Here is a 12,417-nt window from a genome sequence, read left to right as displayed (position 1 = left end):
CAGCCATAAGGACGATAGACATATTCTTCAAAGCCTGATTCATCCAAGTAAACTAAATTGCTTGATCCGTCAAGAATGACAATTTTACGTAAATTTCTCAGAAAGCTGATTCGCTCACTATGCTTACGTTCAGTGTATTTCAGCGTTTTTTTTACGAGTTAACTTCATTTGCTTCTGGGCATACCCAATAGCACTCGTATGCACTCCAAAATATTGCGCCCTTTCTCTTAACAAAGCATCTGGATTTTCTTGAATATGTTGGGCAATTGCTAGAGAGTCTAGTTTTCGCTTTCTTCCAAGTTGTGGTGCTGGAGTCAAATTCTTTCTTCGACACCAATCATTCACACACCATAGACTTACCTCATATCTTCTTGATGCTTCGGCTTTGGAGCCTCCAGCCGCTACAAAGTCCACTACCCGCTTTCGCAAATCTACACTATAAGTCATCTAACCTGATTGATTTCTCATCTAGCTTATATTATTTCATATGTTTCCTATTTAGAATGACTATAAAGCTGGAAGTCAAGCTTATTTGAAAGCGGTTGAAGCTCTATCACGTCGTGGTCGAATTGAAGCTTTGGAGCGAGGGATGAGTACACTTTCAATGGGTTTGTCAGATTTGGTTGAGGAAACCTCAAGATTGAACAAAAGTTAGCGAACATTATTACCTAGTTTTTTTTCGACCCAAGATACCGTGAAAAGTCAGAATAGGATTGGAGTTCTTCGCCGAACCCGATGTAAAAAGTGCAGGAGGCAACGACCTTCTCCAAAAATATCTCCATGAAGTAGTAGTCAAACTCAACGAATCTGGGGCGAAGCAATACAATCTCAGACCGCCAAAAGGAATGCTGTTGATGGGTCCCCCTGGGACGGGAAAAAGTCTTATAGCCAAACTTGCTGCTAAAGCATTGGGCTATCCATTACTGGGACTATCTTGGGGTAATGTCTTGGGAGCGGATAATCCCGATCGGGCATTAGCTCAAATACTAGAGGTAGCTGACTGTTTGGATAACTGCGTAATCTTAGCCGATGATTTTGATAAGGGTTTTACTGGCTGGTCGGAAGGAGGAGCAAGCCGTCGATTATCCCAGCGATTGTTGACCTGGATGCAGGAACACACTAGTAATGCCTTAATGATTGCCACAGTCAACCGCATACAGTTACTGCCATCTGAGATTAAGCGCAGGTTTGATGATGGGGGAATTTGGTTTGTCGATTTGCCTCACAGGGGAGCAATTAGGGATATTTTTCTGATTCATCTGGCTAAATATTTTCCCTCTCAGTTTGCCGACGGACAAGACCCCTGGTCAGAGCGAGATTGGTATCGTTTGCTCAGGGGATATCAGGGTTCGACTCCAGTAGAAATAGCAAATGCCGTAACTCGATGCGCTACTGAGTTTTACTGTAACCTGAGTAATGAGGAGAGAAGAGAAGCTAATATTATTCCTACAGTAACTATTGAAAGATTAATAGCTCAGTTGTCTCAGTTTAAAAAAGCTTCAATTCGCGATGCTGAAGATTTACAGGCAATTCGCAATAAAGCTTACTATGCTCGTCCTGCTGCTTCGGAAGATGAGAGCGAGTATGCAGTGGTTCGGCAGGAATTGTTTAGAACTCTTGCAAAAGTCTTTGGTGGTATAATATTTGGATTTGTAATTTTCTCTTGGGGCGATTGCGCGAAGCGCACTGGCAGAGCCAATCGCTATGAACTACAAACTTAGTGAAAACTGATGCAAAAGTTTTTTATGATAGTGTAAAAGGTCAAATTTTTGATTAATTAACAATGAAATACTGGCAAGCAAAAAAACTACCATCAAGAGAATTTAAACGGATGACAGGAGTTAAAAAAAACTTTTTGCGTGATGGTTCGCATAGTGAAATCGAAGGAAAAACCAAAAAAGAAACCTGGTCGTCCATCTAAATTAAGAATTGAAGATCAAATCCTAGTAACTCTTCAGTATTTGAGAGAATACAGAAGTTATTATCATATAGGAAAAACCTGGAAAATTTCTGAATCAAATGTGTGTCGTATTGTCTTAAAAATTGAAAATATCTTAATTCAATCGAGAAAATTTAGTTTGCCAGGAAAGAAAAAGTTATTAAATTCTTCTCTTGATGAGAATTTTATTTTAATGGATGTCATGGAAAGTCCAATTGAAAGACCAAGACACCATCAAAAAAGTTTTTATAGCGGTAAACAAAAACAGCATACTTTGAAAACTCAAGTAGTATTTGGGCAAAAAAGCAATCAAATTATATGTTTAGCTCACTCTAAAGGCAAGACTCATGATTTTAAACTATTTAAAAATAGTCAAACAAAATTTCATAAGTTACTTAAAGTCATAGCTGATAAAGGCCAGGGCTATTTCATTCTAAAAAGAGAAGCAATCTGTTTTAAACTGAATTGGCATTTACGTTGTGCCTGAGCCATATTGTCAAATCCAGAATCTCGATATAAATTGAGAGCTAAGTTACGTGCGATCGCTAAAATCTGAGGTAATGGTAAGGTACGAATTCTAGATTTGTCTTCTCCTTGAGTAACATCGCGAACATAGTGAACTTTATTTTCTACACCCCAATAACCACGAATTCTTTGATAAAACTCGAAGGCTGATTCGGTCAAATCAGAGATATAGTATCTGGTACTAAACTCCGTTTTATACTTGAGTTGGCGTTCTGATTCTACTTTAATGAGCGTTTTAATACTCGACCATTTAGGCAACTTCAAATCTAAGTAAGCAGTACTAACTCTGCGTTTTTCGATTCTTCCGTGACCTTTAAAAATATTGTAAAAACTGTCATGTTCGACAAATTTCGTTTTTACAGCTTGATCTAGTTTGGGTTGATTTCCTTTGACAGCAGCAAGATAGTGATTTCCGCTATTGATAATTGTTTCAATAGTTTTTTTGTGTATTGATTGCATCAAATGCAAAAACTACCCCTTCAACGGCTAAAGCCTCAATAAATTTGGGTATTGCGGTAATTTCATTACTCTTGTTTTTAACTTTTTCTGGTCTTAGGATTAGTCCTCTTTCAACTAGGTAAGCCGTAACTAATGTGATTGCCTTGTGTGGCTCACAATGAGGGTTGTCTGACGAAAGTAAGTATGAGCCTTTTAACACTTTTCCGTCCAATGCCAAAGTCTCACCTGCTAACGGTTTGATTTCAAAAAAACTTGCTAATCTAGCTGAATACTCCTCGTAATCCAAATTTAATAATGCTCTCCTAATTGTGCTGTAAGAAGGGATTCTTCTGACTTCAAATAACTCTTTTAATTCTTCACTGTACGATTTTAGCCAATCTCCGAGCGCAAGAAAGCCTTGGTTGCCTGCTGTCACCCCCAGTGTAAACAGAGCCAAACATAATTGTAATGAATGCCTTGTTCCCTGTTTTCTTCTACGATCTGGCATTCGAGAGAATGCTTCTATTATCGCTATTTCACTCACTTTTCTAGTTTATTTACACTACCACAATTACAATATCACCTAGAATGAAATAGCCCTGGATAAAGGCTATCAAGGAATTGCTAAAATCCATAATTTGAGTGAAACCCCAATTAAGAAACCTAGAGAGAAAAAGTTGACCAAAGAACAGAAGAAATATAATCGTGAACTAAATCGGTTGAGAATTGCTGTGGAACACGTTAACCGTAGGCTAAAAATATTTAAAATCTTATCTTATCCCTATCGAAATCGTCATCGCAGATTTGGGTTAAGAAGTAATTTAATTGCTGGAATTTATAATTACGAATTAGCTCGATAAGTTTGATTGAAAACTAAATTAATTTTCAAGATTTCAGTTGTTATTTAATTGCCTGAAGCAATTTATGCTGCCAATTTTTACTACGAGCGATCACTCTTCTTTTTTCGCTCAAAAAATCTCTCGATTCCCGTTATCTTAATCATTAGAAATTCAAACAAAATAATCCTTAATCATATCATTAAAAACTTTTGCAAGAGTTCTTTTGAGTATCAAGGGCATCATTTAGAAGCTGGATAATCGCGATCGTTATCTACTCGTAGTTTAGTAATATTTAGCTTAATAATTCCACTGATTGAGAGAGATAAACTGATTAGCAAACGTAATTCCTGCTGTTTCTATGTTCGCAATTGCCTTGACCAACTCTTTGCGACTCATATTCTTGGAGCGATCATTATTTTGATAGACAGCTAAAATACCTGGATGCTCTGAGTTGGCTTGATGAAGAGCTTCAAAATCATCGCAGTTTTGAGTCAATAATATGCGATTTTTAACCCTAGCATAATCTAGAACCAGAAAATCTTCCTTTCCCGATAAACCAGCTTCGTTTGCTGTTTCCACATCATGACCAGATTTTCGGAGTAGGCTAACTAAAGGCTTAGCTTGAGAATCTTCATCGATGAGTAACTGAAGGCTCAATGGTAACTCCCTCAAGCACAATACGGCGTTCCTCAGCAGCTTCTTGTTCTAAAAGCTTCTGGTGGCTCTGACAATAATCAATAACTTCTTCGATTGCAGCTAATGGCAAATCCCAATTTTCTGATGCCTCAGAAGGAGTATCGTTATTAACAATCATGTCTGAATAGATAACAGATGCCTTAATTCTTTTTCCTTTAATGTAAAGCTGTTTTCTCCAAGGATGAGAACGTGGCTCTAAATATTGCCATTGAGTTTTTGAAGTGTTAGTAGTCATGTTTATGCGTTTTTGAGTTTTTCAGCGATCGCTTGCCTAACAAATTCTTGCCAGTTATCTTTAGTTTCCAACTCTTTCTTCATCGAAGCTGGCACTCTGATTTGCAATCTTTCTCTTAAGGGTTCATCGCGATCTGTAGTAAAACAGTATTTCTTTAAGTCTGGATTTCCCCCTGGACGACCACTAGCTTTTGTTCCTGGCATGAGTTCGCTTTCAAATAGTTAGCATGACTTCATTATAGCAAGTAGCCATACTAACAAGTTGAATTTTAGGATCAATTTTTGCGTGGATGTAGTAGTTTGACAGGAATTGTTTGAGTAACAGGAGCATCATTTTGAGGCGGGATAATGATTCAAAAGATATGATGGTGGCTGACAAAGTTGAATTTAAAGTGCTGCTGAGAAAAAAGTTGCACATCATCTATGTGAACTAATGAGCGATCGCGTATCTAATACACTCTTCGATTTAATTCCAAAATTGTCGGCTGCTACTGGAGATTGTAGTTTTGAAGGATTAATCGCCGAACTTCTAAAAATTCTGACAGGACGGCATTTCCATTCTGCAAAACCTGGCTATCAGGCAGGTCGAGATATAAGTTCTCGTGATTCTTACGGAAATACTATCTTTGTAGAATGTAAGCGATATAAAAAGACAACTGAGTTAAATGAGAGAGAACTTTTAGGAGAGTTACAGCAAGCAAAAGATGAAACTCCAGATTTAGATATTTGGGTTTTAGTCACCAGTCGAGATGTTGATTCTAAACTATACGAAAGCTTACACAGAAAAGCTACTCAAGATGGAATTGATTTTGCTGTAATTGCTGATGGAGATGGAGAACCAAGTTCTTTAGCTGCTTTATATGCTAATTCTTCAGCTACAGTGATTGAGTATTTAAAGTCAGTCGCATCGGATGAGGATTTACCCAAGCCTGGTTCTAACGGATTTTGTGGGTAGTAGAAATACTCAGGATAATGGGGCTTGAAGCACAAAAGAAATCAAATTGAGATAAAGTCAACAAACAATCAATTGATTTTCAGTAAAAATTCAAGCATGGCAGTTTCTATCAGAGGAGATAAAAGTATTTGTTTACCCGTTAGCAGTGAAGAACAATATCAACAACTAATCGCCAATAATCACAATTATAGAGCCTATTTGCTGCAACTTTATGCCAAGTATCCTGAAATTTTTCCCAGAGAAATGGAAGCAGGGTTCAGCTTTCATGATTGGGTGGTCTCCAGCAAACAGGAACTGTCAATGCGCCGCATTAAGCTCAAAGCTAATCAGCAGGTCTATCAATTGCGTCCTGACTTCATTATGCCTTATATGGTAGGAAAAACCGACGAAATAGACAAACCAATGTATTTAAGACAATTTGGTGTGCCTTTTGACGCTTTAAGTTATGTTTTCGGTCGTAATGCCATGTACTGGTATCGTATTTACCTGTCTTTAGGTCGAGCCTCGATTGTGGGAACGACAATCAAAGACGCTCAAAAACTGCCTCCACATCTGGTAGCGGATAGAAAAACATACTTGGTTAGGGGGTTCACGAGTTTATCTTCCTACTACCGTAGCATCTGGCTGTATTTTGGGAGTTAGCTTGACCGAATCAGCTAGTGCGCCAGCTTTAACTAAAGGATACGCAGAATTTCAAACCGAAGCTCGTCTTCTCGACCCCAATTATACCCCAGTGACAGTCAATACAGATGCTTGGGACGGAACTAAACAGGCTTGGCTTAATCTATTTCCCACGGTGACTTTGGTACTGTGCTTTTTGCACGCGGTGCTAAAAGTGCAGAAAGGAAGCCCCAGTTATCGCAATTTAAGAAACAAGCTCAAAGCTCTGCTCTGGAAAGCTTATAAATCCTCTACTGCTGCTAAATTCTTGCAAGGAATACGATTAGCTTTGATTTGGAGCAAAAAACATATCAGACGGAAACGCACTTTAAGCAAGATGCGTCAATTATGCCGTCGTGCTGCTCAATTCACAGTCGCTTATCAATTTCCCCAAGCTCATCGCACTAGCAATATGGTAGACCGGTTGATGAATCACCAAGACCGTTTACTCTACACTATGCAATACTTTCATGGTGACAAGGAGTCGGTAAGATTATATCTACGTTCGATGGCACTGATCTGGAATTTCCATCCCTACGCAGCTAGAACTCGCTCAAAATGCTCGTCACGGATATCGCCGTTTAGCGATCTCAATGGTTTTAGCTATCATCACAATTGGCTTCACAATTTGTTGATTGCTAGCTCGATGAACGGTCGCCAAACCCTTCAAAGTGGTTGATCCACAAAATCCGTTAGAACCAGATCCAGACTACTCCCAGCCCCTACCGTGGCAATATCTGTGGTGACATAGGGCTGAATTTGGGACAAAAAACCATCAAAATTGATCATTAGATTAGTCTCATCCCGATAACTGTTGAGGGTGTAGTAGGAGGTTCCACTGCCCACAAATCCTGAATTAGCTGTAGATTGGCCTGGATGAACGAACTGATAGTTTTGGTAATCGACCCGCAGTCGCATCCCTGCTTGTAGATCCACTGCACCATTGGCTGCATCCAAGCCGTAGTAGTAATATAGGATCTGATCGACTAGCAACGGTATTCGCTCAGCAATACGGGTTTTGACCATAGTGAGGGCACCTTGAATCAGATGACTGTTCGTATCTAGCTTGCTAATAAATTCGCTGTAATCTGTTTTGAGTTGAGCTAGATCACTTTGAGTAGTTCCCGTAGGTGTAATCGTGAGGGTGCAACTTTGATCTTCATTTTCCGTGAGAGCAAAGATTCCCGCTGTGGTGGAAGTGTTATTGGAATAAGCAGCAGTAGAGAATAACTGCGGTAATGTTGTGGTTTGAGCTTGGGCAGCAGAGGAGTCGCGATCGCCCAAATAGATTAAGGGATTTTGCTCCACCATAGTAAAGTAGTAGTCTGCAGAATGGTGGAACTGGTCTGCAAAGATGACATCCGCCTGGGATATTAGTTGCTCCAAAACTGCTTCCAAGATCTGATTAGGAGTCAGGGGTGGACGGGATAGGGTAAACTCAGGCACTGTAAAAGTGTTTACTGTATCCTCTGTGTTCCCTTGATCAGTCCAATTAAAGGAGCCCGAAACTCGCGCTAGAAATCCTAACTCAGTCAGTTCAAAGGTTAGGGTAGTGTCCATAACTGAAGCGATCGCCACCCGCTCCACAATCTTTTGGGAAGTACCCGGTTCAAAAATTGGACCCAGAATCACTTGGAACGGTAGGCTCAAGCGCCTTTCCCCTTGCAGCACGAACTGTTCATTCCTCCTCAAGCCATGGAAAACCAGGGAGTCCCCTAACCAAGTTCCCTTCAAGACGACTTTGCCGTTTTCAATTGCTAGTGGTGCAAATTTATTCTTCTGTTTATCGTGGGGAGTAAAGAGCAGCTTAAAATCTACCGTCCAATCAAACGGACGCCCATCTCGCGATCGAGGCAGTTCAATTTCCGAAATAGCAGTGGTGGAGGACATCTGCAATAGTTCACCTGTATTATTGGGTTTAAGAGATAGATCTAAACCCTTTAGGATATTGATTTCTCCTGATTCTAATTGAATGTCTATTTCAGAAGAATTGAGGACAAGTCTGTCTGTATTACTGGGTTTTACTGTAAAAATGATTGAGTTCCCCCATAAAGTACTCTCAACTTCTCCAGCTTTGAAGTCCCATGTAGGAGAATCACTTAGATCTGCTTCCCATTCCAGGTCAATCTTCGTAAACTCAAACTGAGGGGTAACTTGGCGAGAATTGGATATGAGGGATACCTGAAGCAGTAACTGAGATTCCAAGTCTTTCTCTAAGGTCAGTTTCGCTGTTAGGGTTGTTAAAGGATTGGGCATATTTGCTAACTCTAGCTCACCCTCAATGTCGATTGAAGGATAATAGCGCTGGTAAATTGCTTCTGGTGTGAGCGCTGAATTATAAATCGCAACCTCATATAGTTCACCTTCCCAAGACCGATCATGTCTATTGTCCTTGAGGAAAGAAACTTCATTTCCGAGGGCTAACTTAAAAGCAGAATCATTAGAATCATTACCCCAGGGATGATCGCCAATCACAACGGGTTGTGATTTTTTAAGGAATCCGTTGAAATATAAATATAGCTTGGCATTTTTATCATCAGATTTTTCCCTAGAGAATGTATAGACAATGTAGATTGGCTCTGTTCCAACTGGATCGTAATTTGTTGTTAGTGCTTCCTTTGTTCCGTTTTTATCGTCCTTATTGATACGAAATCGAACAACATACCGATCTTGATCTCTATTTTCAGGCGTTCCTGATTCTGCATCGTTTTGACCAAGAGTCACATAGCGGTTGTGAATGTCTTGGGATAGGGTAACGATTCTGGCTGGTCCTAACTGCTTTTTTGGGCTGGGCTTAATCCAGGCAGCAATGCTGAGTTTGTTTGTCTTTCGGAAAGCTTTGATCAGTTTGGCAGCAGAGCTTTCTCCTGAGTCTTCTAAATTATCATTTTGACTCGCAATCAGTGTTTTTTCTTTGACTAAGATAGATCCTAACTTCCGCTCAATGGTTTCGAGGGTTTTAATGTGTAAGTCGATGGCTGGCGCATCTTCTGTATTAATTAGGGAGTAATCATAAATCCATTCTCCCGACTTTTCTCCAAACAGATAGAGAACCTGCGGCTGAAGTGGCTCTAACCCCGATTTGACAGTAAACTTTGTCAACGCCAAATTACCCCAGGGTTTAATCGGGATTGTCTGCGGATTCGCTGAGTTGTACTGAAAAATTAGTTGAGACTGATTCAACTTTTGTGCCTCAAGTAAAATCTCTTGACCAGAGATAACAGCCTTTACGCTCCCATTAACAGTTAGTTCTTTGTCTGATTTTTCGGGTTGAAGCTCTTGGGTGAATGTCAGATCCAAGTCTTTGAAGTGTGTCGATTTTTTGGGACTAAATCCGAAAGGCTCGTCAGACTTAACACCTAAAGAAAATGAACTGCCATTGTAAGTAATCCGAATGTTATAGAATGCATCGTTAGGGGAGGCCGGCAATCCTGACAAGATTAGGCTAGCTTGATAAAGCCCTTTATCAATTTCTTGGGTTCCAGATTGTAGAATTTGAGCAACTGATGATTCAGATAAAAAATCGGAGAGTTTTTGCTGACTATAGCGTTTCTTGCTGAGTCCTTTAATCCAATAAATCTTGAAGCCAGTCTCAGCATCAATCTCATATTTCAAGTAATACTCAGAATCTAGACCCAAGAATGTGATAAATCCGTATGCGAGCATAAAAACTCCCTTGAATTCTATAAGATGGTAAGGAATTTCGCAGAAACAAGCTGGACAATTGAGTGAGGCATAGCTCCTGCGATCGCAAAATTTAAATTTAAAGTTGTTTTGTAATAATTAAAAAGTTATTTTGTAATAATTAGAATATTTAATCTAATCACTTTCCGAACCTAGTTTATTACTTTCTTTGTGATCTATCGCTTAGTTGCATATATCTTAACAATTAAACAATCGCTACAAGGTTTCCTAAGGAAAAAAATAGAGAAAAAGGGATATCTAGGTAAAGAAAAGCAAAGCGATAATTTGATAAAAATCAATAATTACATTAATAAAAGAAAATAATAAGTAACAGTAAAATGCTGAAAATAAAGAGAAGTAAATAGAGATTTAAAGAGGAGGAAGTTTTTGTCTGGCTTTGGCTTTTAAGACTTCAAGCTGAACGGAATTGAGGCGTTGTTCAAACGCTATCCTTTAGTCACATATTTGTTAACAATTAAATAATTTCTCAAAGGTGGATCTAGGAAGAGATTTGAGAAAAAAGTAATTGTAGAGTAAAGAAAAGCAAAGCGATAATTTAATAAAAATCAATATTATCGTAAATAAAATAGAAGAATAGATAACAATAAATTGAGGGAATTGAAGAGAAGTAAATAGAGGCTTAAAGAAGCTAAAGTATATATAGAATAAGGTATTGAGAGATTAAAAACAACAAAAAAGAAACAAAAATTCAAGAAAAGTAGAGTAAGAACTCATTGAGTTCAGAGTTGAGAATTCAGAGTTCAGAGTTAATACAGAATGTAGTATAAATAGATCTTTTTAAATTGACTATTTAGTCAACACAGTATAGAGGTTAAAAACGGGTTAATTGTCAGAGAAAGAAAGCCGATAGGTGATATCGGCAGTAAATCTATATTGATGGTCGTAATTAAGACTATGAATACCCAAAAAGAAAGAGAAAGTATCGCGCTTGAAATCAGGCGATCAGCTCTGCTGGTGCGCGGAGCGCAATCGCCCGTTTTTTAGATTGGTAGTTTCTTAACTCTAAAAGTCTCATTATTCACAGAGACAATTGCCCCTGTTTCTAAATCCTGCTGGCAATTATTTAAAATCTCAATCAGCCGTTGATTAATCTCGTCATAGTTTTCATTACCCAACCTAAATAGAATGACGCTAGGTAAGGCTTGCTTGCTGATAGCTAATAATTGAGCAAAGTCCAAATCTATAGTCAAAATTATGCGCTGTTCGACAAGGGCTAAAGCGAGAATTTGAGCATCTGGGAGTTTTTGCAATCCCCTATCCCTCAGATGAACTACATCGTGACCAAGTTGGCGCAACCATTCGACAGTACGCAGAGAAATACCCATGTCGGCTAAGAATTTCATTTTGCTCTAAGCAGTAGTGGAGAAAGGGTAAACATGTTCTCGCGTTAATAATGCTGCATATTGTAGGGATTGCTTGATGTCATTCAATTCTAAGTCTGGGTACTCCGATAAAATCTCTTCAAAAGGCTTACCATTGGCTACTAGATTGACGATTAAAGATACGGGAATACGCATTCCGCGAATACAAGCCTGACCTGCCATGATGCGAGGGTCAAAGGTAATACGCTCTAAATTTTTGAGTTGATAATTATTCATGGATTTTTCAAGCCCGATAATCATTAATCATAATCTATTGCTTTGGAAGTTAAGAATGGGAAGGCTCAAGTGTGGCAGGAAGGAAGAACTCTTGCAAAAATATTTTGTGGTATGCTAAGAAGTTTTACTTTTTTATTAATCAAACATGAAATATTGGCAAGCTATTAAACTTCCGTCAAGAGAATTTAAGCGGCTTACTGGAGTTAAACGACAAACTTTTCGGTTAATGGTACGCTTGGTAAAAGCAGAAGAAAAACAGAAGAAAAAACCAGGGCGTCGAGCCAAATTAATTATTGAAGATCGGGTTTTAGTAACACTTCAATACTGGAGAGAATATCGAACCTACTTTCATATATCAAAAGATTGGAAACTAGCCGAATCTACAGTATGTCGTATAGTCAAAAAAGTTGAAAATATTTTAATTCAATCTCGAAAATTCAGTTTACCAGGGAAGAAAAAGTTATTGAAAAATGCTCTTAATGAAAAATTAATTTTAATGGATGTCATGGAAAGTCCAATTGAAAGACCCAAAAAACATCAAAAAAGATTTAATGCGTGGAAAACAAGGAGAGCATACTTTAAAAACCCAAGTAGTCTTTGGAGAAAAAACAGGAAAGATAATATGTCTAGATCATGAAAAAGGGAGAACTCATGATTTTAGATTATTTAAAAGTAGTCAGGTAAGATTTCATCAATTGCTTAAAGTTATAGGGGATAAAGGATATCAAGGAATCACTAAAATTCATGGGAATAGTGAAACCCCTATCAAAAAACCCCGAGGCGGAAAATTAACCAAGGAACAGAAAAAATATAATCGTCAATTAAATC

At 38.5% G+C, this 12,417-nt stretch carries 11 protein-coding genes and 4 pseudogenes; 7 read left to right on the top strand and 8 right to left on the bottom strand.

Annotated features, from left to right (window positions below):
• Window positions 1-129: 129 nt before the first annotated feature.
• Entirely contained in the window at window positions 130-447 is a 318-nt protein-coding gene (locus PLEUR7319_RS37525; RefSeq protein WP_019503386.1) for an IS630 transposase-related protein, read from the bottom strand.
• Window positions 448-713: 266 nt separating this feature from the next.
• On the opposite strand from PLEUR7319_RS37525, the gene PLEUR7319_RS37520 reads away from it, so the two are divergent.
• Together PLEUR7319_RS37520 and PLEUR7319_RS37515 are read left to right on the top strand one after the other, a co-directional pair.
• Complete coding sequence (locus tag PLEUR7319_RS37520) at window positions 714-1,721, top strand: ATP-binding protein (protein ID WP_019509560.1); 1,008 nt, start codon at window positions 714-716, stop codon at window positions 1,719-1,721.
• Between the two features lie 62 nt (window positions 1,722-1,783).
• A pseudogene (locus tag PLEUR7319_RS37515) lies at window positions 1,784-2,357 on the top strand (transposase family protein); the annotation flags it as partial.
• A 5-nt stretch (window positions 2,358-2,362) separates the two neighbouring features.
• On the opposite strand, the pseudogene PLEUR7319_RS43785 reads toward PLEUR7319_RS37515, so the two are convergent.
• Window positions 2,363-3,410, bottom strand: a pseudogene (locus PLEUR7319_RS43785) (ISAs1 family transposase).
• A gap of 82 nt (window positions 3,411-3,492) precedes the next feature.
• Here PLEUR7319_RS43785 and PLEUR7319_RS0133200 point away from each other — a divergent pair.
• Window positions 3,493-3,762: pseudogene (locus tag PLEUR7319_RS0133200) on the top strand (IS5/IS1182 family transposase); the annotation flags it as partial.
• Between the two features lie 276 nt (window positions 3,763-4,038).
• Here the strand turns inward: PLEUR7319_RS0133200 and PLEUR7319_RS0133195 are convergent.
• The 3 genes from PLEUR7319_RS0133195 to PLEUR7319_RS0133185 are packed head-to-tail and all read right to left on the bottom strand — an operon-like array spanning window position 4,039 to window position 4,875.
• Complete coding sequence (locus PLEUR7319_RS0133195; protein WP_019509557.1) at window positions 4,039-4,398, bottom strand: DUF5615 family PIN-like protein; 360 nt, start codon at window positions 4,396-4,398, stop codon at window positions 4,039-4,041.
• Entirely contained in the window at window positions 4,373-4,672 is a 300-nt protein-coding gene (locus PLEUR7319_RS0133190) for a hypothetical protein (protein WP_019509556.1), read from the bottom strand. Before PLEUR7319_RS0133190 ends, PLEUR7319_RS0133195 begins: the two co-directional genes overlap by 26 nt.
• Window positions 4,673-4,674: 2 nt before the next feature.
• The gene (locus PLEUR7319_RS0133185) at window positions 4,675-4,875 is read right to left on the bottom strand and encodes a hypothetical protein (RefSeq protein ID WP_019509555.1); all 201 of its coding nucleotides are present in this window, start codon (window positions 4,873-4,875) and stop codon (window positions 4,675-4,677) included.
• 229 nt (window positions 4,876-5,104) lie between these two features.
• Between PLEUR7319_RS0133185 and PLEUR7319_RS0133180 the strand changes: the two genes are divergently transcribed.
• The 3 genes from PLEUR7319_RS0133180 (at window position 5,105) to PLEUR7319_RS42355 (ending at window position 6,965) form a co-directional block, all read left to right on the top strand.
• Window positions 5,105-5,626 (top strand): restriction endonuclease, encoded by a 522-nt coding sequence (locus PLEUR7319_RS0133180; RefSeq protein WP_019509554.1) that lies wholly within the window; start codon window positions 5,105-5,107, stop codon window positions 5,624-5,626.
• Window positions 5,627-5,722: 96 nt separating this feature from the next.
• The gene (locus tag PLEUR7319_RS42360) at window positions 5,723-6,268 is read left to right on the top strand and encodes a hypothetical protein (RefSeq protein WP_019509553.1); all 546 of its coding nucleotides are present in this window, start codon (window positions 5,723-5,725) and stop codon (window positions 6,266-6,268) included.
• Between the two features lies 1 nt (window position 6,269).
• Window positions 6,270-6,965 (top strand): hypothetical protein, encoded by a 696-nt coding sequence (locus PLEUR7319_RS42355; protein ID WP_202804343.1) that lies wholly within the window; start codon window positions 6,270-6,272, stop codon window positions 6,963-6,965.
• On the opposite strand, the gene PLEUR7319_RS0133170 is transcribed toward PLEUR7319_RS42355, so the two are convergent.
• The 3 genes from PLEUR7319_RS0133170 to PLEUR7319_RS0133155 form a co-directional block, all read right to left on the bottom strand.
• Entirely contained in the window at window positions 6,953-9,952 is a 3,000-nt protein-coding gene (locus PLEUR7319_RS0133170; protein WP_019509551.1) for a LamG-like jellyroll fold domain-containing protein, read from the bottom strand. The genes PLEUR7319_RS42355 and PLEUR7319_RS0133170 overlap by 13 nt on opposite strands.
• A gap of 1,019 nt (window positions 9,953-10,971) precedes the next feature.
• Window positions 10,972-11,334: a DUF5615 family PIN-like protein gene (locus tag PLEUR7319_RS0133160; RefSeq protein ID WP_019509550.1), complete on the bottom strand. Its 363-nt coding sequence runs from the start codon at window positions 11,332-11,334 to the stop codon at window positions 10,972-10,974.
• Window positions 11,335-11,340: 6 nt separating this feature from the next.
• A complete protein-coding gene (locus PLEUR7319_RS0133155) occupies window positions 11,341-11,589 on the bottom strand; it encodes a DUF433 domain-containing protein (protein WP_026102939.1) in 249 nt (82 codons plus the stop codon).
• A 145-nt stretch (window positions 11,590-11,734) separates the two neighbouring features.
• On the opposite strand from PLEUR7319_RS0133155, the pseudogene PLEUR7319_RS37505 reads away from it, so the two are divergent.
• Window positions 11,735-12,417 (top strand): annotated as a pseudogene (locus PLEUR7319_RS37505) (IS5 family transposase); the annotation flags it as partial.

This window comes from Pleurocapsa sp. PCC 7319 (genome assembly GCF_000332195.1).
Classification (GTDB): Bacteria; Cyanobacteriota; Cyanobacteriia; order Cyanobacteriales; family Xenococcaceae; genus Waterburya.
This window is presented reverse-complemented; position numbering and strand designations above follow the sequence as displayed.